General features: G+C 64.3%; 17 protein-coding genes. 10 read left to right on the forward strand and 7 right to left on the reverse strand.

Going from position 1 to position 23,620, the window contains the following annotated elements:
- Nucleotides 1-57 precede the first annotated feature (57 nt).
- From HD842_RS17280 to HD842_RS17305, 6 genes are all read left to right on the forward strand, one after another.
- Nucleotides 58-4,764, forward strand: a complete 4,707-nt coding sequence (locus HD842_RS17280; protein WP_183556000.1) for an NAD-glutamate dehydrogenase domain-containing protein — start codon at nucleotides 58-60, stop codon at nucleotides 4,762-4,764.
- A 13-nt stretch (nucleotides 4,765-4,777) separates the two neighbouring features.
- Entirely contained in the window at nucleotides 4,778-5,779 is a 1,002-nt protein-coding gene (locus HD842_RS17285; RefSeq protein WP_183556001.1) for a succinylglutamate desuccinylase, read from the forward strand.
- A gap of 241 nt (nucleotides 5,780-6,020) precedes the next feature.
- Nucleotides 6,021-7,133 carry an NADH:flavin oxidoreductase/NADH oxidase gene (locus HD842_RS17290; protein WP_183556002.1) on the forward strand — a complete coding sequence of 371 codons (1,113 nt, stop codon included), beginning with the start codon at nucleotides 6,021-6,023 and terminating at the stop codon, nucleotides 7,131-7,133.
- A 124-nt stretch (nucleotides 7,134-7,257) separates the two neighbouring features.
- Nucleotides 7,258-8,133 (forward strand): head GIN domain-containing protein, encoded by an 876-nt coding sequence (locus HD842_RS17295; protein WP_183556003.1) that lies wholly within the window; start codon nucleotides 7,258-7,260, stop codon nucleotides 8,131-8,133.
- A 140-nt stretch (nucleotides 8,134-8,273) separates the two neighbouring features.
- Nucleotides 8,274-9,758 carry an APC family permease gene (locus tag HD842_RS17300; RefSeq protein ID WP_183556004.1) on the forward strand — a complete coding sequence of 495 codons (1,485 nt, stop codon included), beginning with the start codon at nucleotides 8,274-8,276 and terminating at the stop codon, nucleotides 9,756-9,758.
- 16 nt (nucleotides 9,759-9,774) lie between these two features.
- Nucleotides 9,775-10,425 (forward strand): CatA-like O-acetyltransferase, encoded by a 651-nt coding sequence (locus HD842_RS17305; protein ID WP_183556005.1) that lies wholly within the window; start codon nucleotides 9,775-9,777, stop codon nucleotides 10,423-10,425.
- 399 nt (nucleotides 10,426-10,824) lie between these two features.
- Here HD842_RS17305 and HD842_RS17310 read toward each other — a convergent pair whose 3' ends face one another.
- From HD842_RS17310 to HD842_RS17320, 3 genes are all read right to left on the reverse strand, one after another.
- Complete coding sequence (locus tag HD842_RS17310; protein ID WP_183556006.1) at nucleotides 10,825-12,984, reverse strand: S46 family peptidase; 2,160 nt, start codon at nucleotides 12,982-12,984, stop codon at nucleotides 10,825-10,827.
- A gap of 162 nt (nucleotides 12,985-13,146) precedes the next feature.
- Nucleotides 13,147-14,424 (reverse strand): phospholipase D-like domain-containing protein, encoded by a 1,278-nt coding sequence (locus tag HD842_RS17315; protein WP_183556007.1) that lies wholly within the window; start codon nucleotides 14,422-14,424, stop codon nucleotides 13,147-13,149.
- Between the two features lie 70 nt (nucleotides 14,425-14,494).
- Nucleotides 14,495-14,764: a GlsB/YeaQ/YmgE family stress response membrane protein gene (locus HD842_RS17320; RefSeq protein ID WP_123067791.1), complete on the reverse strand. Its 270-nt coding sequence runs from the start codon at nucleotides 14,762-14,764 to the stop codon at nucleotides 14,495-14,497.
- 280 nt (nucleotides 14,765-15,044) lie between these two features.
- On the opposite strand from HD842_RS17320, the gene HD842_RS17325 reads away from it, so the two are divergent.
- Nucleotides 15,045-16,367 (forward strand): hypothetical protein, encoded by a 1,323-nt coding sequence (locus HD842_RS17325; RefSeq protein ID WP_183556008.1) that lies wholly within the window; start codon nucleotides 15,045-15,047, stop codon nucleotides 16,365-16,367.
- A gap of 102 nt (nucleotides 16,368-16,469) precedes the next feature.
- Here HD842_RS17325 and HD842_RS17330 read toward each other — a convergent pair whose 3' ends face one another.
- The 3 genes from HD842_RS17330 to HD842_RS17340 form a co-directional block, all read right to left on the reverse strand.
- On the reverse strand, nucleotides 16,470-17,039 hold the full coding sequence (locus tag HD842_RS17330) for a YceI family protein (RefSeq protein WP_183556009.1): 570 nt from the start codon (nucleotides 17,037-17,039) through the stop codon (nucleotides 16,470-16,472).
- Between the two features lie 144 nt (nucleotides 17,040-17,183).
- Nucleotides 17,184-17,756 carry a YceI family protein gene (locus tag HD842_RS17335; protein WP_183556010.1) on the reverse strand — a complete coding sequence of 191 codons (573 nt, stop codon included), beginning with the start codon at nucleotides 17,754-17,756 and terminating at the stop codon, nucleotides 17,184-17,186.
- Complete coding sequence (locus HD842_RS17340; RefSeq protein WP_183556011.1) at nucleotides 17,753-18,301, reverse strand: cytochrome b; 549 nt, start codon at nucleotides 18,299-18,301, stop codon at nucleotides 17,753-17,755. Before HD842_RS17340 ends, HD842_RS17335 begins: the two co-directional genes overlap by 4 nt.
- Nucleotides 18,302-18,448: 147 nt before the next feature.
- On the opposite strand from HD842_RS17340, the gene HD842_RS17345 reads away from it, so the two are divergent.
- Nucleotides 18,449-20,431: a TonB-dependent receptor plug domain-containing protein gene (locus HD842_RS17345; RefSeq protein ID WP_229424816.1), complete on the forward strand. Its 1,983-nt coding sequence runs from the start codon at nucleotides 18,449-18,451 to the stop codon at nucleotides 20,429-20,431.
- Nucleotides 20,432-20,515: 84 nt separating this feature from the next.
- On the opposite strand, the gene purB is transcribed toward HD842_RS17345, so the two are convergent.
- On the reverse strand, nucleotides 20,516-21,895 hold the full coding sequence (gene purB / locus HD842_RS17350) for an adenylosuccinate lyase (protein ID WP_183556012.1): 1,380 nt from the start codon (nucleotides 21,893-21,895) through the stop codon (nucleotides 20,516-20,518).
- Between the two features lie 157 nt (nucleotides 21,896-22,052).
- On the opposite strand from purB, the gene HD842_RS17355 reads away from it, so the two are divergent.
- Together HD842_RS17355 and HD842_RS17360 are read left to right on the forward strand one after the other, a co-directional pair.
- On the forward strand, nucleotides 22,053-22,670 hold the full coding sequence (locus HD842_RS17355; RefSeq protein WP_183556013.1) for a glutathione S-transferase N-terminal domain-containing protein: 618 nt from the start codon (nucleotides 22,053-22,055) through the stop codon (nucleotides 22,668-22,670).
- On the forward strand, nucleotides 22,667-23,602 hold the full coding sequence (locus tag HD842_RS17360; RefSeq protein ID WP_229424817.1) for a PfkB family carbohydrate kinase: 936 nt from the start codon (nucleotides 22,667-22,669) through the stop codon (nucleotides 23,600-23,602). Before HD842_RS17355 ends, HD842_RS17360 begins: the two co-directional genes overlap by 4 nt.
- Nucleotides 23,603-23,620 lie beyond the last annotated feature (18 nt).

Genomic DNA, 23,620 nt, shown 5'->3' on the forward strand with positions numbered 1-23,620 from the left:
GGGCAGCGCCATGCCACGAGCTGCGGCGCACCAGGCACACAACTTTGGAGAAGCAAGATGAAAGATATGCCCAACGATTTGCGCGGCCAGACGCTGGCGCTGATCAACGAGAACGGTTCAGCCAATCAATCGGCCGGCAGCGCGCAGGTCAATGCCCTGATCGCCGCCTGGCTCGAGTCGCTCGATGACGAAGACCTGGCCGGCACCGCGCCGCACAGCCTCGCGCCCGTGCTGGTCGACGGTTTCTCGCAGCTGGCCCAGCGCACCGGCCCTGGCGCGCAGATCGCCACGATGGGTTACTCGGACGGCCGCGGCGGCAAGGCCACCGCACTCTTGATTCTCAACGATGACCGCCCGTACCTGGTCGACTCGTTCGTCATGGCATTGCGCAAGGAACGCATCGTCGCCGCCGGCGTCATGAACGCCGTGCTGCCGGTACGCCGCGACGCCACCGGCGCGCTGGCCGCCATCGGCGAAGCGGGCAGCCCGCTCGAATCCATCGTCCTGTGCCTGCTGAACGACGAACTGCAGTACGAAGAACTCGACAAGCTGACCGCGCGCATCCGCATGGTCGCCAGCGACGCTGCCACCGTGCAGCGCGACGCCGTCGCCATGGGCGACCGCATGACCGCCGTGGCCGCAGCCGCTGCCGCCGCCGGCACGCCGGACGGCCAGGAAGCCGCTGCCTTCCTCGAATGGGCCAAGAACGAAGGCTTCGAGCCGTTCGGCTACGCCTACTACGTCGTCAAGGCGGGCGAGCGCGAACTCGAACGCGATCTGGGCAGCCGCATCGGCGTGCTGAAAGACACCGCGCATCCGGTGTATGGCGATTGCCTGGCCAGCATTCCGGGCGACCTCGATACGCTGTCGCGCCGCGCTGACACGCTGTCGATCGTCAAGGCCGACGTGGGCGGCACGCTGCACCGCGACCAGCCGCTGGACTTCATCGGCGTGCGCGATACCGACGCACAGGGCCGCATCCTGGGCGAGCATTGCTTCATTGGCCTGTTCACCCGCGCCGCTACCTCGACCCCGCTGGCGCGCCTGCCGTTCGCCCGTGGCCGCGTGGCCAAGGTGCTCGGCATCGCCGGCGTGCGCCAGGAAGGTTTCCGCGCCGAGAAATTCATCGAGATCCTCGAATCGCTGCCGCGCAACGAAGCGCTCGAAGCCGAGCCGGAATGGCTGGCCGAAGTCTGCAGCGCCGTGGTGTCGCTGTACAAGCAGCCGCGCGCCAAGGTGTTTGCACGCCGCGACGTGTATCGCCGTCACCTGAACGTGCTGGTGTACCTGCCGCGCGAGCGCTTCAGCGCCGCCGTGGCCGCGAGCCTGGCAGCCGCCCTGAAGGAAAGCTCGGGCGCGCGCGACGTCGACGTCCAGACCCTGGTGGCCGATGGCCCGCTGGCACGCGTGTACCTGATCGCACATGCGGCCCGCTATCCGCTCGACCTGGAAACCGATCTGCAGGCGCCGCTCCTGGGCGTGCTCGATGGCTGGCATGACCGCTTTGCCCAGCTGACCAACAGCGTCGATGAAAGCCGCCTGCGCAGCCTGATGCGCAAGGTGGTGCCGACGCTGCCGGTGAGTTTTGTCTCCGCCACGGCGCCCGAAACGGCGTTCCGCGACGTGCACGCACTGTTGACGCGCTGCCGTCCGGATCGCGTGACTGCGCGCATCGAGCAGGATGACGCTGCCGGCACCTCGATCCGCCTGTATTCGAGCGAGACCGTGCCGTCGCTGTCGCGCATCCTGCCAGCGCTGCAGAACGCCGGCATCGCGGTCGACCGCGAGCAGACCTTCCGTCACACGGGCCTGGATGGCGTGCGCCGTTACGTGACCGCGCTGTCGGTCGACGCCGAAAGCGCTGCCAAACTCACCAAGCCGGGCATCGGCAAAGTGGCCGAAGAACTGTTCTCGGCCCTGTTCAACGACGAAGCCGAAGATGGCCGCATGAACGGTCTGACGATCGAAGGCGGCCTGTCGCTGCGCGAAGTGCAGCTGGTGCGCGCGTACATCAGCTACTGGCGTCAGCTCGGCTCGAAGTTCTCGGTGCGCTACATGGCCGAAACGCTGCGCGCCCAGCCTGGCCTGGTCAAGGAATTCGTCAACGGCTTCATGCAGCGCTTCGATCCGGCCCTGACCGACGAACAACGCAACGAAGGCAGCAGTGCGCTGTACCTGCTGAAAACCAGCCTGCCGGGCGTGAACCACGCCGACACCGAAGAAATCATGGCGGCGCTGATCGACCTGGCGCTGGCCACCGTGCGTACCAACTACTTCCAGAACAGCGGCGAAAAAATCATCTTCAAGGTCGACACGAGCGACCTGGCGCTGGCGCCGGAGCCACGGCCGTTCCGCGAAATCTATGTGTTCTCGCGCCGCTTCGAAGGCGTGCACCTGCGCGGCGGCCCGGTCGCCCGCGGCGGCCTGCGCTGGTCGGACCGCATGGAAGACTACCGCACCGAGGTGCTGGGCCTGGTGAAGGCGCAGATGGTCAAGAACGCCGTCATCGTGCCGGCCGGCTCGAAAGGGGGCTTTGTCTGCAAGCAGATGCCGAAGGATGCGGCGCGCGACGTGGTTGCCGCCGAGGGCGAAGCCGTGTATCGCCTGTTCATTGCGAGCCTGCTGGAAGTGACCGACAACCGCGTGCGCGGCGAGATCGTGCCGCCAGAGGCAACCGTGCGTCATGACCAGGACGATCCGTACTTGGTGGTGGCAGCCGACAAGGGCACCGCGACGTTCTCGGACATCGCCAACAGCATCGCTGTGCAGCGCGGCTTCTGGCTGGGCGACGCGTTTGCGTCGGGCGGCTCGAACGGCTACGACCACAAGAAGATGGGCATCACCGCCAAGGGTGCGTTCGAAGCGGTCAAGCGCCACTTCTATGAGCTGGGCCACGACCTGGCCAACAACCCGATCACGATGACCGGCGTGGGCGACATGTCGGGCGACGTGTTCGGCAACGGCGTACTGCTGTCGCGCCAGCTGAAACTGGTGGCGGCGTTCGACCACCGCCACATCTTCCTGGACCCGACCCCGGATGTCGAAGTCTCGTTCAAGGAACGCGAGCGCATGTTCGCGCTGCCACGCTCGTCGTGGGAAGACTATGACAAGAGCCTGATCTCGGCCGGCGGCGGTGTGTACCCGCGCAATGCCCGCTCGATCGAACTCTCGCCGCAGATCCGCGAGGCGCTGCAGATCGAAGAGACATCGCTGCCGCCACAGGAACTGATGCACCGCATCGTCAAGGCGCCGGTCGACCTGTTCTACAACGGCGGCATCGGTACCTATATCAAGGCCTCGACCGAGACGCACGCGCAAGTGAAGGACCGCGCCAACGACCAGATCCGCGTCAACGGCAATGAGCTGCGCTGCAAGGTGGTGAGCGAAGGCGGCAACCTGGGTGCGACCCAGGCCGGCCGCATCGAGTTTGCGCTCGCCGGTGGCCGCATCTTCACCGATGCGATCGACAACTCGGCCGGCGTGGATTGCTCGGACCATGAAGTCAACGTCAAGATCTGGCTCGACACCGAAGTCAATGCCGGCCAGTTGTCGGAAACCGACCGCAATCGCACGCTGAACGAAATGACCGGCGAGATCGAGCGCCTGGTCCTGCGCGACAACACGCTGCAGACCCATTTGCTGACGCGCGAAGTGCAGGCGCAGGCAACGGGCGCGGTGGTCGATGGCTACATCGCCCTGATCGCCAACCTGGAAGCCGAAGGCGCCGTGTCGCGCGAGCTCGAACAGCTCCCGAGCGATGTCGAACTGCTGCGCCGCAAGGCGCTGGGTCTGGGCCTGACGGCGCCGGAACTGGCGGTGGTCATTGCCAACGTCAAGAACCGCTTCAAGCGCACGCTGGCTGCGCTGCCGCTGACCGACGAAGTCTGGGCCGACGCACTGCTGCGGCCTTACTTCCCGGCGCAGCTGGTCGCCACCCGCGATCCGCTGGACCATCCGCTGGCCAACGCCATCCTGGCCACCGTGCTGGCCAACGAAGCTGTGAACCGCTGCGGCCCGCTGATGCTGCGCGACCTGGCGCTGGAACACCGCATCGACGACACCGAAGTCGTCAAGGCGTGGGCCAAGGCCTGGGCTGCGCTGCATTTGGCGCCGGTGTTCGATGCGCTCGACGCCGATGCCCTGGTGGTGCCGCGCGATGTGTCGGTCTCGGTCGACAACCGCACCCGCGCGCTGCAACGCGCCACGATCGAAGGCGTGTTGTCGCTGCCGCCAGGCTCGCAAGGTCTGGACGAACTCTCGACGCTGTTCGCCGAAGCCGACGAGAGTGCGGCCGCCAAGTTCCGCTCCGAGGCCGATGGCCATACGGGCCTGCCACCGCAGTTCGCGGCGGCCTGGAAGGCGGTCGAGATCATCGAGTCGCAAGCCTCGTTCCTGTTCGCGGCGGTCTCGGTGCCACGGCCAGAAGGCATGTCGCTGCTGCAGTTCCTGCAGGTGGGCACGCTGCTGCGCCAGCAGGTCGGCATCGACACGCTGGAACTGGGCCTGAAGCTGCCGGCACAGAGCAAGTCGCAGGAACAGTTGCGCAACTACGCGCTGCAATCGCTGCGCCGCGCGCAACAGCGCCTGCTGCTGCAGGTGATCGAGCATGCGGGCCACAACGGCAACGACATGCAGGCAGCCGTGGACGAAGTGACCGCCGCGCGTGGCTTGACGGGCTTTGCGCCGCCGACGGAGCTGGAGCAGGCGATGCTGGACGTTTGGGCGCTGTCGGAAGGCCTCTCGCCAGAACGTCTGGCTGCATAAGGTGAGCACTGAAATGAGCACCCCAGCCGCAGCAGGGTTGCCGGAAGCGGTGCGCGCACTGGCCGAAGCCGACTTCGGCGCGGTCGCGCAGCGTTTTCGTGACGCCGGCTTTGTCGTTGCGTTGCCGGCGTCAGGCATCCTGACGGTGCGCGCCGCGACGCCGGACGCCGATCGCCCCAGCGTGCTGGTGTCGGTTGGCGTGCATGGCGACGAAACCGGGCCGATCGAGATGGTGGCGTATCTGGTCGATGCGCTGTCACGCTCTGCCAGCGCGCTGGCGGTGGACCTGATGCTGTGTGTCGGGCATATCGACGCCATCCGCGCCGGCAAGCGTTTCATCGACGCGGACCTGAACCGGATGTTTCGCGCCGAACGCGGCTCGCTCGCCGGGACCTTCGAGGCCGGGCGCGCCGATGCGCTGATCGAGGCAACGCGCGCGTTTTTCGAGGGCAGCGGCCCGGCGCGCTGGCACCTGGACCTGCACACGGCAATCAGGCCGTCGCACTATCCGATGTTCGCGATCGTGCCGGAACTGATTGCCGATGCAGCGCGTGAGGGCTTGATGGGGTGGCTGGGCGAGGCGGGGATCGAAGCGATCATCATGAATCCCGAATCGGCCGGCACCTACAGTTACTTCACCGCCGAGCATCTCGGCGCGGCCAGCAGCACGGTCGAACTGGGCCGTGTTGGCACGCTGGGACAGAATGATCTGTCGCAGTTTGCTGCTGCATCCAGTGCGCTGGATCGCCTGCTGCGCGGGCAGCCGGCGCAGCAGGCGACGTCGCCACCGCGCGTGTTCGCCACTGCGCAGTCGATCATCAAGCTGTCCGACGCATTTACCATGCGGGTGGGACGCGAGACCTGGAACTTCACGCCGATGCAAAAAGGTGAGGTCATCGCGCAGGATGGTGCAACGACCTACACGGTGCAGCACGACGAAGAACTGGTCGTGTTCCCGAACCCGGATGTACGGGTAGGACTGCGCGCCGGGATCATGGTGGTGCGCATCGGGTAGGACGAAACGGGCCATGGCCTGATGTCGTTCTATCAGCTGTAGGGTGGACGGCTATGCCGTCCACGCGTCCAAACCAATCCCGCTCTGTGGCATGCGAAGGCGGGTTGAACGCGTGGATGGGAAACCCATCCACCCTACGGTCCTTGACTGAACACATTCGGGCTGCGGCCCGCTTTTTTTGGTCGACGACACGAATTTTCAGGTCGGGCTAGACTGGTGCTCTTGATATGCAGGAGCCACCATGACCATGCTGTTTTCACCGTACTCGCTCGGCCCCCTCGAGCTGTCCAACCGTATTACCATCGCCCCGATGTGCCAGTATTCCGCTGTCGATGGCCTGGCCACCGACTGGCACATGATCCATCTGGGCAGCCTGGCGCTGTCCGGCGCCGCGCTGATCACATTAGAGGCCACCGCCGTTGTGCCGGAAGGCCGCATCTCACCAAATGACCTGGGCCTGTGGTCCGACGCGCATGCCGACGCGCTGGCGCCGGTTCTGGCGGCGATGCGTCGTCATTCACCGATCAAGATCGGCATCCAGTTGAGCCATGCGGGCCGCAAGGCGTCGACGAACGTGCCGTGGGACGGCGGCGCGCAGATCGGCCCCGACGCGGCCAACGGCTGGCAGACCGAAGGCCCGTCTGCCGTGCCGCATACCGAGGGCGACGCCGCGCCGCTGGCGCTGGATGCCGCCGGCCTGGCGCGGGTGCGTGACAGCTTCGTTGCCGCGGCACGCCGCGCGCACGCGCTGGGTTTCGATGCGATCGAGCTGCACGGCGCTCACGGCTACCTGCTGCACCAGTTCCTCTCGCCGCTGGCCAACCACCGCACCGACGCATACGGCGGCTCGCTCGAGAACCGCATGCGCTATCCGCTGGAAGTCTTCGCGGCCGTGCGCGCCGCCGTGCCGTCGATGACGCTCGGGATGCGCATCTCCGCCACCGACTGGGTCGATGGCGGCTGGGACCTCGAGCAAAGCGTGCGCCTTGCGCAGGAGCTCGAGCGCATCGGCTGCGACTTCATCCACGTCTCGAGCGGTGGCGTGTCGACCGCCCAGAAAATCCCGGTGGAGCCGGGCTACCAGATCGGCTTCGCCGAACGGATCAAGCGTGACACGGGCCTGCCGACGATCGGCGTGGGCCTGATCACCGAGGCGCGCCACGCCGAAGCCATCCTGCAGGCGGGCCAGGCGGACGTCATCGCCCTGGCGCGCGCAATGCTGTATGACCCGCGCTGGCCGTGGCACGCGGCGGCCGAACTGGGGGCGCAGGTAAGTGCGCCGCCACAGTACTGGCGCTCGCAGCCGCATGAATTCAAGACGCTGTTCGACACCACGCACCCTGGCAAGGGCTGACACGGTTCGCGCCGGGGGCATGCAGTCCACGGCGCCGTTTTTGCAGTTCGTCGCATGCAGCACGTTGGGGGGCAGGGCGGTTGGTAGAGTGCCATCACCCGAACAACAACCTGTCAGGACTGCCATGCGTACCTCCATCGCCCTTGCCGCCGCTCTTGCTGCTCTTTCTGCCCTTGCCGGCTGCGCCATCATCGTCGCGCCGCAGGATGGCAGCGACATGCGCGTTCATACATCGTGGAGCAGCGGGACGACGGAGGGCAACGGGGTTGCGGCGCGCGATGCCCGCGCCATCGCGGCGCTGCCGGCACTGGACGTGAGCGGCGCGCTGCCGGTCGATGTGCGCGTGGGGCCGGTTGCGTCGCTGGTGGTGGAAGCCGACAGCAACCTGCTGCCGCTGATTCGCACCGAGACGCAGGGCGACACGCTGCGCATCTGGTCCGAGCAGAACCTGCGCAGCAAGACGCCGCTACGCATCATCTACACGACGCCGCGCCTGACCGAGGTGCGCGCGTCGGGTGCGACCCGCGTCGACGTGAGTGGCTTGAATGGCGCCCCGCTCGATGTGCGCAAGAGCGGTTCGGCGAGCGTGACGCTGGCCGGCACCGCCGGCAACCTGCATGCACGCGCGAGCGGCTCCGGTCTGCTGGATGCGGCCCGGCTCACCAGCAACAGCATCGATGTCACGCTGTCCGGGTCGAGCCGGATGCGCGTCGGGCCCGTGAACGGCGAGGTCGCGCGCATGGAGCTGAGTGGATCGAGTTCGCTCGAGGCCAGCGGCGCGGTGCGCTCGCTCAACGCCCGTGTGAGCGGCTCGGCCAGCGCCGATCTGGCGGGCCTGACGACGCAGGATGCCGACCTGGGCGCGAGCGGCGGCAGCAGCATCCGGGCCACGGTCAGGCAGTCGCTGTTTGCCCGTACCTCGGGCTCGGGCGGCATCCGCGTGTATGGCCAGCCGGCCCAGCGCAGCATGACGGGCGAGCGCATCCACCTGCTCGATTGAGGTCTTGTCGCGCATGCAAACAAAATGTCTTCAGCGACAGCAGAGTCCCCTATAATCGCAGCTTCGTTTTGAGACTGCGTTTGGGGACTGCTTACCGGCGGCGTCGAACGCGATTGCAACCGCGTACTGAAGGACTCGCCGTGAATCAGACTCTGGGCCAAAAGCTGCTACGTACCAAACCGGCGGGACGCCATCACGACGAGGGCACATCCGTTGGCGTTGCCGGCGCCTTGCCCGGCCTGCATCGCTCGCTCGGGCTGTTCCCGCTGACGATGATCGGCGTGGGCGCCACGATCGGTACCGGCATCTTTTTCACGATGGTCGAAGCGGTGCCGAAAGCCGGTCCTGCCGTCGTCCTCTCGTTTCTGCTCGCGGCGATCACCGCCGGCCTGACCGCGCTGTGCTACGCCGAACTGGCCGGGCGCGTGCCGGCATCGGGCTCTTCGTACTCGTTCGCGTATGCGACGCTGGGTGAGTTCGCGGCATTCATCGTCGCCGCCTGCCTGCTGCTCGAATACGGGCTGGCGGCCAGTGCGACGTCGATCGGCTGGTCCGATTACCTGAACAACTTCCTGCTCAACGCGTTTCACTGGCAGATACCGATCGAGTTGCGCTCGCCGATGTTCGTGTCGGACCACCATAACGTCTCGTTCAATCCGGGCCACATCAACCTGCCGCCGATCCTGCTCGTGATCATGTGCGGCATCATGCTGGTGCGCGGCACGAAGGAATCGGCCACGACCAATGCCATCATGGTGATGATCAAGCTGGCGATCCTGGTGTTCTTTTCCGCGATTGCGTTCACCGGCTTCGACGCCAACAACTTCCAGCCATTCTTCAATATGGACGAGAGCAAGGGTTACGCGGGCATGGCCGGCGTGACCGCCGCTGCCGGCACCGTGTTCTTCTCGTTCATTGGCCTGGACACCATCGCCACCGCCGGCGAAGAGGTCAAGGACCCGCGCCGCAACGTGCCGATCGGGATCCTGTCGGCGCTGGTGATCGTCACCGTGTTCTACATGCTGGTGGCGATTGCCGCGATGGGCGCCCAGCCGGCGCACCTGTTCGAAGGCCAGGAAGCCGGCCTGTCCGTGATCCTGCAGAACGTGACGGGCCAGGCCTGGCCGGCGCTGATCCTGTCGGCTGGCGCCGTGGTGTCGGTGTTCTCGGTGACGCTGGTGACGATCTACGGCCAGACCCGCATCCTGTACGCGATCAGCCGTGATGGCCTGATCCCGAAGGTGTTCCAGAAAGTCAGCCCGCGTACGCAGGCGCCGGTGGCCAATACGATCATCGTGTGCACCGTCGTGGGCCTGGTGGCCGGCACGGTTGACTCGACCTTCCTGTGGGATATGGTCAGCATGGGCACGCTGACGGCGTTCATGGTGGTGTCGATCGCGGTGCCGGTGATCCGTCACAAGCAGGGTCCTGACGCGCCACCGGGCTTCCGCGTGCCGTTCGGTCCGTATGTGGTGCCGGGCCTGTCGGTGCTGGCCTGCCTGTACATCATGAAGGACTTGTCGAGCACGACGTTCCGCGTGTTCTTCATCTGGATGGGCGTGGCGGTCGTGACCTACTTCGTCTACAGCATGCGCAACAGCCGCCTGAACAAACCGCAGGCGTAAGCGGCTGGCGATCACGATGGACAAGTTCGAACAACGGCGCGACCGCTTCGCGCTGTTCGACAGCATGGACAGCCCGGCGCTGAACCTGTGCTTCACGCTGACGCTGCCGGACTTTCGTCCCTGGTGCCGCGCGCAGGGCCTGGCGCCATTCCACGTGCTGCTGTGCGCCACGCTGCGCGCGGTGCTGAAGATCGAGAACTTCTGCTACCGCATCGTGGACGGCGAAGTCATTCGCATCGAACGCCTGAATCCGTCATTCACCGTCACGAACGCCAACGACGATTTGAATTTCGCGATGTTCGCGTGGTCCGACGACCTGCACACGTTCGTCGCCCGCAGCCGCGCCGCCGGCGCCGAAGCCGCTGGCATGACCGCGTTGAACACGCAGTACGCCGCCCTGTCACCGCGCGCAGCGAAAGAGCAAGTCTTCGTCACCTGCATCCCCTGGCTCGACTTCACCTCAATCCAGCACCCGACCGCCACGCTGGCGCAGCCCGACATCCCGTCCCTGGCCTGGGGGCGCTTTCGCGACGCGCCGAACGGAGCACTGACGCTGCCATTCTCCGTCCAGGCCCACCACGGCTTCGTCGACGGCCTCCACATCCACCGCCTGGCCACCCAAATCACCGCCGAACTCACCACCATCCTTCAATTAGGGTCAGAGTAGAATTATTGGCCAATTGCCCCCGAGATAACTAGGGTCAGAGTCGCATTAACGGCTCATCCGCAAAAGTTGTCAAACAATTCGACTCTGACCCTAATTGTTTTTGCGGTGTTTTTCTGCTTAAGTTTGCTAGAAATTACGGCACATTCAAATACTCGCGGCATTAATTTCCTGCAGCTATCCAAACCGGCCAAATTTGACTAAAAATTAATTAGGGTCAGAGTCGAATTATTGGCCAATTGCCCCAGAGATAACTAGGGTCAGAGTCGCATTAACGGCTCATCCGCAAAAGTTGTCAAACAATTCGACTCTGACCCTAATTGTTGGGAATTTGTTTGGGGTATTAAAAAGGCCGCGCTCCTTGCGGTAGCGCGGCCTTCGGCAAAATTAACGACGCGGGATTTACAGCGCGTTCATTTCTTTCAGCAGGTTATCGGCCTTGTCGACATACTGCATATTCCACAGCATGTAGCGGGTATCGACCTGGATAGAGCGGGTCATGGCTTTGTTGAAGTCCCAATCCGAAATGATTGAGTCGAGCGTGCCGTCGAATGCCAGGCCGATCAGCTCGCCCTTGGCGTTCAGTGCAGCCGAACCCGAGTTGCCGCCCGTGATGTCCAGCGTCGCCAGGAAGTTCACTGGCAGCGTTTTCAGTTTCGGGTCGACGTACTTGCCGAAGTTCTTCGCCTGGATGGCGGCCAGCTGGTTGTCCGGTGCGTCGAACTCGCCTTCGCCCGTGTGCTTGGCGGTGACGCCGGCCACGGTGGTGAACGCGGTCCAGCCGGTGGTGCCGTCGGCGCCTTGCGGGCGGCCGGCGATCTTGCCGAAGGTGACGCGCAGCGTGCTGTTGGCGTCCGGGTAGACGGCCTGGCCGCGGCTGTTCATGTAGGCGATCTTGGCCTTCATGTAGTTGCCGTAGGCTTGCTGGATCTTGCCGGCGGACTCTTCCTGCTTTTCTTCGTCCTTCATGTCGGCGTCGTACATCGCGACCGCTGCCTTGATGAAGCTGTCGTTCGATGCCTTGAACTCGGCTGGCGTTTTTTTCAGCCACGCGGTGCGCGCTGCCTTGTCGGCCAGTTTCGAGCCTGCATAGATGCGGTCGAGTGCGGCCTTCAGTTCGGCCTCGCTCATGCCGGCGCGGATGCCCAGTGCGGCGTCGAACGCGGCGTCGTGCTCGGCGGCCGGTTGCGCGTTGTACTTGGTCAGGAAGTTCAGCACCAGCGCCTTGTCGACTTTTTCGTCGTAGGTGCGGTCCTGGCCTTCGACGACCGACGTCAGGCGTGGCAGGTCGCGTTCCTGGTAGCCGGTCTTGCGCTCGGCGTCCGGCTTGGTGCGCTCGTTGGCCAGGCGGTACAGCGTGCGTGCCGACGACAGGAACTTCGGTTGCGCGTAGGTCTGGAAGAAGCTTTTCTTAGTGCCTGCATCGCGTTCGGCGATCAGGGTTTCAGCGGTGTCGATGTCGGCTGCGTACTGCGCCTTGCGCGCGGCATCGCCATTGACCCAGGCCTTGAGCGCATTGTGCTCGGCCGTTTTACGCTGCAGGAAGTCGCTGCCCTGGTACGACACCAGCATGCCCTTGCGATTCTTGTAGTAGTTGTTCACGCCAGCGATCTGGCCCGCGTATTTCAGCCGCGCAGCCGGATCGGTCTTGGTTTCGCGGTCGATGATGGCCAGCGTCTCGCTCGAGGCCTGGATGAAGGCCGGGTAGTTCCAGTCGAACGTGAACGCCACCTCGGACGGCAGGCGGTGACGGTTGGTGCGGCCCGGGTAGCCCAGCACCATCACGAAGTCGCCTTCTTTCGGGTTGTCCTTGGCGATCTTGATGATGTGCTTCGGCTGGTAAGGCACGTTGTCCTTCGAGAACTCGGCCGACTTGCCATCCTTGCTGACATACGCGCGGTAGAAACCGTAGTCGCCCGTGTGGCGTGGCCACATCCAGTTGTCGGTGTCGCCGCCGAATTTGCCGACGCCCGAGGCCGGCGCATGCACCAGGCGCACGTCGCGGATCTCGAGCTGTTTCAGGCGATAGAATTCCAGGCCGCCGTAGAAGCTGGCCACGGTGCAGCGGTAGCCGGCATCTTTTTCGCAGGCCGCCACCAGGGTTTTCTGGTTCTTTTCGATGGCGTCGATGCGGGCCTTGCCGGTCAGCTTGGCGACTTCAGGGGTGATGACCTGGGCGCTGACATTGGCCACTTCGTCGGTGACATACACGCGGCTGCCGGGCGATGCTGGCAGCTCGTCGGCCATGGTCTTGGCCAGGAAGCCGTTGGCCAGCAGGTCGCGCTCGGGCGTCGAGTTGACGGCGATGCTGTTGTAGACGCAGTGGTGGTTGGTCACGACCAGACCTTGCGGCGAGACGAACGACGCCGAGCAGCCGCCCAGGCTCACGATCGCGCCCATCGGGAATTCAGTCAGCTTGGTCAGATTTGCCGGATCCAGCTTGAGGCCGGCGGCTTTCAGTTGCTTGGCTACTTGTGGCAGCTGTTGCGGCATCCACATGCCTTCGTCCGCTTGGGCGGCGAAGCTGGTCAGGATGGCGAGCGAGAGAAGGGTCTTTTTCATGCGCTTTGGTCTGGTTGGGAAGGGAAATGACGGACTCCGGGGAGTGTTCGTGAGTATGGTTAATCCGCTATCGGATCGTCAACCTGTATTTCAGCCACCCCAATGAAAAAGCCCGCGCCTGTCCCGGCGCGGGCTCCTTTGCAACGGCGCCAGCGACGGCGCTTACAACTGCGCCTCGAACAGCGACGCGAACCAGGTGCTCACGTGTTCCCACCATGGCCGCTTGGCCAGTGCATGCGGCGTTACCGGCTTGGCCAGCTTCCAGTCGGCGTCAAAGACGTCCGTCATCTGCGTCGCAAACCCGGCATCGAGCACGTTCAGATTCGCCTCGTCATTGATACTGAACGAGCGGTTGTCGAAGTTGGTCGACCCCACCGACACGAGCAGCTTGTCGACGATCAGCGTTTTGACGTGGTACATCGTCGGCTGGTACTCCGAGACCTGCACGCCGGCCGCCAGCAACTCGGGCCAGCGGTCGCGCGAGGCGGCGCGCACCAGATCCGAATCGATGATGTGGCCCGGCGTGATCAGGCGTACTTTCACACCGCGTTTGGCGGCGGCGATCAATGTGCGCACTGTCAGTTCATCCGGCACGAAATACGAGGCCGACAGATCGATCGTCTCGCGCGCCGACGTGATCGCCATCAGGTACATCAGGTGCATGCTCTCGCTGCCGCCCGTGGGCGAGCTGGAGAACATCTGCGCCGGCATTGTGCCTTTCGCCTGGAGCGGCGGGAAGTACGCCGGGCCATCGAGCACGACACCCGTGGCCTTGGTCCAGTTGTCGTTGAACACGGCCTGCATCTGCCCGACGACCGGGCCTTCGACGCGGAAGTGGCTGTCGCGCCAGTGATCTTCATCCTGCGCGTTGCCGCGCCATTGGTCGGCAATGCCCACGCCGCCCGTGAAGCCAACCGTGCCGTCCACGATCAGCAGCTTGCGGTGGGTGCGGTTGTTCATGCGCGCCAGCTTCCACCAGACCGGCTTGTGATAGCGCTGCACCTGCACGCCGGCCGCTTTCATCTTGTCGACCTGGGCATTGTCCATCTTCATGCTGCCCATGAAGTCGAGCATCACGTGCACCTTCACGCCGGCGCGTGCGCGCTCGGCCAGGGCTTCGGAAAACTCGGTGCCGATCGATTCCGACCAGTAGATATAGGTTTCCAGCGTGATCGTTTTTTTCGCCCCGCGAATGGCCTCGAGCATCGCCGGGAAGATCTGGTCGCCATTGAGCAGCGCCTCGACCTGGTTGCCTTCGATGATCGGTGGCCCCAGCAAGACGCCGAGCGAGCGGCGGAACTGTGGATCGGCCGTATCGTATTGCCGTGTCAGCTGGCGTTCGATCTGTTTTTCGCCCGGCATGAAATTCAATGCGAGCACCCCCAGAACGAGGGTGGCGGCCACTGTCAGCAACAGTGTCCAGAACTTTTTTGAGCTCATCAGTAAAATCGCAGAGGAAAAAAAACCAACGCACAGGGCGTTGGTTTTTTATGGGTGGCGAACCACCATATTAGCGAACGCGACCGCGACGCAGCAGATTCACGATGGCCAGCAGGATGACTGCACCCAGGAACGAGACCAGGAGCGAAGCAACACTGAAGTCGTCGGAATTGATGGTGCCGGTACCGAACAGTGGCGAGAGCAACCAGCCGCCCAGGAAGGCGCCGATGATACCGACCACAACGTTCAGGATGATGCCTTGCTCGGCATCGGTTTTCATGACCATGCTGGCCAGCCAACCCAGAATACCGCCAACGACGATCCAGATAATGAATAACATGGTGCTTCCTCCTTAAGTAAAAAGACAGATCCCCAGGGCCAACGAATGCCGTGACCATGTGAAAAAGTCTAAAGACGCTACAAACGCGGGTCGGTGCGGCAGCGTACCTTCGATGACGAATTTGCATCGTCGTGAAAATTCTTTGCAGCAAGATGCCGTCAGTCATCCGAACGTGCGTCATCGAACAGAGTCATGCGAAGACGGGGCCTATGGTGAAGGTCCTTGGCAGCAACAGCTCATCCGTAGCCGGCTGCCGAAACCAACCAGCAAAGGATTCATCATGAGCAGCTTCGATACCACCCGCACCACGGATAACCAGCGCATGGTCACTGGCCTGTTCCCTGACCGTGCCAGCGCCGAGCGTGCGTATGGCACCGTGTCCGAGCGCGGCTACAACCGCGATGACGTCAACCTGATGATGTCCGACTCCACCCGTCAAACCCACTTCGCCGACACGGACACCGAACTGGGCACCAAGGCGGCTGAAGGCGCGGGCATTGGCGCCGGTATCGGCGGCACCATCGGCGCCGTGCTGGCCGGTATCGCAGCAGTGGGCACCACGTTGGTGCTGCCAGGCCTGGGCCTGGTCGTCGCCGGTCCTCTGGCAGCGGCGCTGGCCGGTGCTGGCGCGGGTGGTATCACCGGTGGCCTGATCGGCGCACTGATCGGCGCCGGCATTCCGGAAGAACGCGCACAGCACTATGAAGAAGGCATCAAGGGCGGCGGCATCCTGCTGGGCGTGAATGCACGTTCGGATGAAGATGCAGCGCACATCCACAAATCGTGGACCGAACAGGGTGGTTCGCACGTGCTGGGCGCTGGCCTGGGCGTGGCAGGCGGCGCGGCACTGGGCGCGACTGTCGGCACCGTTGCTGGTCCGATCGGCATGGCAGCAGGCGCGGTTGTCGGCGGCATCGCTGGCGGCATCGCCGGCCAGGGCGCAGCAGAAGTGGTGAATCCAAAAGCGAATGACGACCTGTCCGAGCACCATCTGGCCAAGGGCGTGGGCGCAGGTTCGGGCGCAGCAGCAGGCGCACTGGTCGGTGCTGTCGGCGGTCCGATCGGCATGGCAGCAGGCGCTGTCGTCGGCGGCCTGGCAGGCGGTGCAGCCGGCCGCGGTGCAGGCGAAGTGGTCAATCCAAAAGCGACCGACGAACTGAGCGACCATAACCTGGCGCAAGGCGTCGGTGCAGGTGGCGGCGCAACGGTTGGCGCCGTGATCGGTGCAGCAGCCGGCCCACTGGGCGTGGCGGCAGGCGCGGCGATCGGCGGCATGGTTGGCGGCGCAGCAGGCAAGGGCGTAGGCCACGTGGTCAATCCGAAGGCCGAGAATGATTACTGGCGCAACGAGTACCAGACCCAGCCTTACTACACGCCAGGCTACACCTATGACGACTACGAGCCAGCCTACGCACTGGGCTACAACAACTACGACAAGTACGACGGTGGCTACGATGCCAACGAAGGTCGTCTGTCGACCGAATGGGACCGCTCGAAAGGCAATTCGCGCCTGAGCTGGGACCAGGCCAAGTCGGCCACCCGCGCCGGCTGGCACCGTGTCGAGCGCGCAATCCCGGGCGACTTCGACCGTGATGGCCGCTAATCAGCACTGAGCAGCACTGAGCAGCACTGATTCGTCAGTGCGCTGATCAAAAAAAATCCCCGCCGGTGCGAACCGGCGGGGATTTTTCATGGTCGAACCAGATTACTTTTTGACTGCTTCAACCTGGATTGCCAGCTTCACTTCCGGCGAGAAGTTCGGCAGGCCGAGGCTGATACCGAAGTCGTCGCGCTTGAAGGTACCGACCACGTCCGCGCCGCATGCTTCTTTCTTGAGCATCGGGTGCATGATGCACTTGAACTTGTTGATCTGCAGGGTCAGTGGCTTGGTCACGCCGTGCAGGGTCAGTTCGCCGTCGACCGAGGTCGGCACGTCGCCCGTGAACTTGATCGCCTTCGACTTGAAGGTGGCGGTCGGGTATTTGGCTGCGTCGAAGATGTCAGGCTTTTTCGCGTGCTCGTTCATCTTTTCGTGGCCGAAATCGATGCTGTTGATGTCGACGGTGATGTCCAGCGAGCCGGTCTTGGCTTCGCGGTCGATGGTGACGCTGCCGCTCGACTTGTTGAACTTGCCGCGCCATACCGACAGACCCATGTGGTCGGCTTCGAAGCTCGGGTAGGTGTGGTTCGGCTCGATGTCGTACGTGACTGGTGCGGCGAAGGCCGACGTGGCGGCAAAGGCGGCGGCGGCTGCGATCAGGTGCTTGATGTTCATGGGTGCGATTCCTGTAGAAAAGTTGAAAGGACGGTTTTTTTCTGCGTAGGGTGGGCGGCTGTGCCGCCCACGCGTTCAAACTGATCAAGCTTCGTTGAACGCGTGGACGGGGAACCCGTCCACGCTACGTGGTGGTGAAACAGTTTATTTTGCTGGAGTAGCTGGTGCTGCGGTAACGCGAAACTTGATGACAACTTCATCGGCGACCATGCTCGTGTCTTTCCACTCGCCTTCGCCGATATTGAACGCCAGACGCTTGATTGGCAACTGGCCTTCGAACACGGTTTTCGCACCGGCCGCCTTGACCGTCAGCGGGAACGTGACATTGGCGCTCTTGCCTTTCAGGGTCAGCTTGCCCGACACCGTCAGCTTGCCGGCGCCGGCCGGTGCGATGCTGGTGGAGACGAAGGTGGCCTTCGGAAATTGCGCCGAATTGAACCATTCTTTCTTGGCCACTTCCTTGTTGTACATGGCGTCGCCGATATCGAAGCTGGCCGTCGTGATCTCGACGCTGGCGCTGGCCGCCGCCGGCTTGGCGGCGTCGTAATCGATCTGCGCCGCGAACGTGCGAAACGGTGCTTCCACTGGCACGTTCATCTGCTTGAAGACAGCCGAGACACCGCTGGCAGCAATGTCGGTCTTGAGTGGCGCGGCCTGCACGGCAGCGACACTGCCGGCAACCAGGCTGGCCAGCAGCAGGGCCTTGATGGAATTCATGATTTTTCCTTCGGGGTAGGGATGGGAAGCATGCGCTGCATGATGCCGTCACGGTCGATGAGCAGGTGCTTGAGCGCGGCAAGCACGTGCAGCGCCACCAGGCCGGCCAGCAGCATATTGAGCCAGTAATGCAGGCCGCGCAGCGTCTCGCGCAATACGGGATCGGGGCCGATCAGCACCGGCAGCGGGAACTTGCTGAAATAGACGACCGGGTAGCCGGCCGCCAGGCTGAAGAAATAGCCGGACAGCGGCACGGCGAACATCAGCACATACAGCGCCAGATGCAGGCCGTGGGCGGCGCCATGCTGCCAGCGCGGCAACCCGGCAGGATACGCAGGTGGCTTGTTGAACAGGCGCCATAACAGGCGCAGCGCAGCCAGCGCCAGGATCGTCACGCCGGCCCACTTGTGCCAGCTCGTATAGCGCAGCTTGGCCATGCTGATGCCCTGGATGTCGGTCATCACGAGGCCAAGGGTAAAGGTGCCGATGATCGCGATGGCCATCAGCCAGTGCAGCACGATTGCTGGAATCGAATAGCGGCGCATTTTTCTTATAAGTAATTAGTACGGGCTAGAACTAACTCACTATAGCAAAAAAGGCCGTCGTGGTGTTGACACGCTTTTCACGCCCAACAAACCACACGGGATTGCAAAAGATACACCACCACGTTCTGCCGAATGTAATATCTGGTAATGAGCGCATTCATACCTTGCATGCCGTTTGCCGCCAGCCTTCGTGTTGCTGCTGTCTGGGTTGCTCTTGTGTGCGCCGCGCCGGTTCTGGCGCTCGCCCATGGCCAGGCCAATCCTGTCGATCTGGCCGATCTGGCCGACCTGTCGATTGAAGAACTGGCCAATATTCAGGTGACGTCGGTCTCGAAGCGCCCCGAGCGCCTGCAGGACGCATCGGCGGCAGTCTTCGTCATCACCGCCGACGACATCCGCAGCTCCGGCGCCGATTCGCTGCCCGAGGTGTTGCGCCTTGCGCCCAATCTGCATGTGGCACGTATCAATGGCTACGCCTATTCGATCAGCGCGCGCGGCATGAACAGCGGGCCCAGTGTCCTGTCCAACAAGATCCTGGTGCTGATCGATGGCCGCTCGGTGTATACGCCGCTGTTTTCGGGCGTGTTCTGGGATGCGCAGGACGTGCTGCTCGAAGATATCGCGCGCATCGAGGTGGTCAGCGGGCCGGGCGGCGTGATGTGGGGCCTGAATGCCGTCAGTGGCGTCATCAATATCAGCACGCGTTCGGCCTTCGATACGCAGGGCGGCATGGTGGCGCTGCATGGCGCCAGCGATGGCGCGGCCGGCGCCGCGTTTCGCCAGGGCGGCACGAGCGATGGCGGCGTGGCCTGGCGCGCGTATGGCAAGGTTACGCGGCGCAGCGACAGCGAGCGCATTGGCGATGGGCGCATCGACGACGGCTACCGGCGCGCGCTGGTGGGCGTGCGCGCCGACTGGGAGCAGGGCGACGATGCCATCTCGGTCGTGGGCAATGTCAATCGCGGGCGCCTCGATCAGCCGGCGCCGGGTGAACTGGCCACGCCGTTCGGCCCGTCCACATTTGGCCGCGTGCGCTCGGACGGCGCCAACCTGCTGGCGCGCTGGCAGCGCACGCTTGACGCGGGCGCCAGCGTGTCGCTGCAAGCCTATCTGGATCACACGGTGCGCGAATCGCCGCCGCTGTTTGCCGAGCGCCTCACGACCGCTGACGTACAGTTCCAGCACACGCTGGCCACGCAAGGCCGTCACAACCTGATGTGGGGCGCCAACTACCGCAGCACGCGTGATCGCGTCACCAACAGCCGCTGGGTCGCGTTTTTGCCGGCGCGCACCTTGCTGCGCTGGGGCAGTCTGTTCGTGCAGGACGACATCTTTCTGAACGACGACTGGCGCCTGACGCTGGGCGGGCGCGTCGAATACAACCATTACACCGGCATCGAATGGCTGCCGAGCGCGCGCCTGTCGTGGCGCCTCTCGCCCCAGCAAGCGCTGTGGGCGTCGGCGGCGCGCACGGTGCGCTCGCCCGCGCGGCTGGACGTCGATGCCTGGGTGCCCGGCCAGGCGCCGTTCATCCTGCGCGGCGGGCCGCAGGTGCGCAGCGAAGTGGCGCGCGTGCTCGAACTGGGCTACCGCGCCCAGCCGGCGGCGGGGCTGTCGTACACGGTCGTGCTGTACCACCACGATTACGACCACCTGCGCGGGCAGCAGGTCGACCCCACATTCAGTTATGTCGAGTTTGCCAGTCTGCTCAAAGGCCGCGCCAGCGGCATCGAAACCTGGGGCAGTTGGCAGGCACTGCCGCGCTGGCGCCTGTCGGCCGGCTGGACGGCCCTGCACCAGCGCCTGGCCCTCAAACCGGGAGGCAACGACGTGATAGGCGTGGCCGCGGCGCGGCGCGACCCGTCCCATACGCTGCAACTGCGGTCGCACTACAACATCGACGATGCGCGCGAGATCGACGTCACGCTGCGCCGCACCGGCGAAATGCCGGCGTCGCGCATTGCGTCGTCGACGGCGCTCGATGCACGCTTCGGCTGGCGCTTGCGGCCGGGCGTGGCCTTGTCGGTGTATGGCGAGAACCTGAATGGCGGGCACGCGGAATTCGGCTCGACCACGTATTGGGCAGAGTTCGAGCGGCGTGTGGGGGTCAAAGTCCGGTGGGATTACTGACGCGCCGGGGCCGGCGCATCATGGATGTAGATGCAGATGCAGATGCATGCGCGATGCCGCCGTGTGGCGGCATCGCGCTTGACATCAGATCTCTGCCGCCAGCTTGGCGGCCAGTCCGATGTAGTTTGCCGGCGTCATTGCCAGCATCAGGTCTTTCGCTTCCTGCGGCACGGCCAGCGTTCCGATGAATTCACGCAGTGCGTCGCGGGTGATGCCCTTGCCGCGCGTGAGTTCCTTGAGCTGCTCGTACGGGTTCTCGATGCCGTAGCGGCGCATCACGGTTTGCACCGGCTCGGCCAGCACTTCCCAGTTCGCGTCCAGGTCCTGCTCGAGGCGCGCCGCGTTCACTTCCAGCTTGTTCAGGCCGCGCAGGCAGCTGTCGTAGGCCAGCAGCGTGTAGCCGAAGCCCACGCCGATATTGCGCAGCACCGTCGAATCGGTGAGGTCGCGCTGCATGCGCGAGACCGGCAGCTTGTCGGCCATGTGGCGCAGCAGCGCGTTAGCCAGGCCCAGGTTGCCTTCCGAGTTTTCGAAGTCGATCGGGTTGACCTTGTGCGGCATGGTCGACGAGCCGATTTCGCCGGCCTTCAGCTTCTGCTTGAAGTAGCCGAGCGAAACGTAGGTCCAGATGTCGCGGTTCAGGTCGAGCAGGATCGTGTTGGCACGCGAAAACGCGTCGAACATCTCGGCCATGTAGTCGTGCGGTTCGATCTGGATCGTGTACGGGTTGAAGGTCAAGCCCAGGCGCGTCTCGATGACGTCCTTCGAGAACGCCGGCCAGTCGAAGCCCGGATAGGCCGACAGGTGCGCGTTGTAATTGCCGACCGCGCCATTCATCTTGCCCAGGATTTCGACGTCAGCGATGCGCTTCATGGCGCGCTGCAGACGGGCGACGACGTTGGCCATCTCCTTGCCCAGCGTGGTCGGGCTGGCCGTCTGGCCGTGGGTGCGCGACAGCATCGGCAGCGCCGCATTGGTGTGCGCGATCTCGGTCAGCTTGGCGATGATCGCCTGCAGCGCCGGCAGCATCACGCCATCGCGCGCCGCCTTGAGCATCATGCCGTGCGACGTGTTGTTGATGTCTTCCGAGGTGCAGGCGAAGTGGATGAATTCGCTGGCCGCGACCAGTTCCGGCACGTCCTTGACCTGCTCCTTGAGCCAGTACTCGACCGCCTTGACGTCATGGTTGGTGACCGCTTCGATTTCCTTGATGCGGGCCGCGTCCTTCTCGCCGAAGTTGGCCGCCATGCCGTCGAGGTGAGCGATCGCTTCGTTTGAAAATGGCTTGATCTCGGCGAAGCCGGCCTGCGACAGCGCCTGCAGCCACGCGATTTCCACTTTCACGCGGTGGTGCATGAAACCCGTTTCCGACAGGATGGGACGCAGCTTGTCGGTTTTGGTGGCGTAACGGCCATCGAGCGGGGACAGGGCCGACAGGGTCGGCGACAGAGCAGTAGAGGTCATGGCGGGCGTGTCGGTCAAAAACGCGGATTTTACCACTGGCCGGCCGTCCGCCCCTTGCCGATGCTGCGATGTTGCAGCGCACTGTAGCGGCGCCGGTGCAGGTTTTGCAGTTGGGCCCGATGCTATACTGAAGACCAATTTCCACTTGCGTACATCCATGAAACTCATCGGTTCCGTTGCCAGCCCCTACGTGCGCAAGGTGCGCGTCGTGCTGGCCGAGAAAAAGCTCGACTGCGCCTTCATCCTCGAAAACGTCTGGTCGGCCGACACCACCATCGCGCAGACCAACCCGCTGGGCAAGGTGCCATGCCTGCTGATGGATGACGGCAGCGCCCTGTACGATTCGCGCGTGATCGTCGAATACCTCGACACGCTCACCCCGGTGTGCAAGCTGCTGCCGCCGAACGGGCGCGAACGGGCCGAGGTCAAGGTCTGGGAAGCGCTGGCCGATGGCGTGCTCGATGCGGCCGTGCTGGTGCGCCTTGAAAAAACGCTGCGGCCCGAAGCGCAGCAAAGTCCCGAGTGGATCGCCCGCCAGATGGGCAAGGTGACTGCCGGCCTTCGCGTGATGTCCGAGCGCCTGGGCGAGGGCGCCTTCTGCCGCAGCAACCAGTACACGCTGGCCGACGTCGCCGTGGGCTGCGCGCTGGGCTGGCTCGCGTTCCGCTTCCCCGAGATCGACTGGCGCGGCGACTACCCCAACCTGGCGCGCCTGTTTGACAAACTGGCCGAGCGCCAGTCGTTCAAGGACACCGTGCCTGTCGTCGCCGCATGATGGACAACAACCCGTCCACGACAGTCATCTTCGGCGAAGCGCTCGTCGACGATTTCAACAACGAGCAGATCGTCGGCGGTGCGCCGTTCAATGTGGCGCGTCACCTGTCTGCCTTCATGGCGCCGTGCCTGGCGATCACGCGCATCGGTGACGACCGCAGCGGCCAGCTGGTGCGCGCCGAGTTCGAACGCTTCGCCATGAGCGACGCCGGGCTGCAGGTCGATCCGATCGAAGAAACCGGCCGCGTGCTGGTCGAGCGCGGTCCGCACGGCCACCGCTTCACGATCCTGCCGCACCAGGCCTACGACTTCATCGACGCCGCCACGGCTGGCGCCACGCTGGCGGGCGTGCAGCCGGCCATGGTCTATTTCGGCATGCTGGCCCAGCGCAACCTGCAGTCGCGCGCCGCTCTGACGGCAGTGCTGGCGGCCAGCAGCGCGCCACGTTTTCTCGACCTGAACCTGCGCGACGGCCAGTACGACGAACGCGGCGTGGCCCGCTCGCTGGACGCGGCCAACATCGTCAAGGTCAATGAAGAAGAATTGCAGGCGTTGTTCGGCTGGTATTGCCAGATCCAACCTGATGCCCCGGCGCTGTCGGCCGACGAAGTGCGCGCGTCATGCCAGGCCTTGCTGACAATGTTTTCGCTCGACGCGCTGATTGTCACGCTGGGCCACCGCGGCTCGGTGTACTTCGGCAGCGATGGCAGCGCGATCAAGAACCACGACACACCGGCGCCGCCGTTCGTCATCGACACGGTGGGGGCGGGCGACGCCTTCTCGGCCATTTTCCTGCTCGGTACGGCGCGCGGCTGGCCGCTGGACGTCACGCTCGCGCGCGCGAACGAATTCGCCGGTGCGATCTGCGCGATACCGGGTGCGGTGCCAAGGGATATGGGGTTTTACGACAAGTGGATGACGCGCTGGCGCTGAGGGTGCGCTAGTGCCTGA

It is taken from the genome of Massilia aurea (assembly GCF_014200505.1).
Lineage (GTDB): Bacteria > Pseudomonadota > Gammaproteobacteria > Burkholderiales > Burkholderiaceae_D > Telluria > Telluria aurea_B.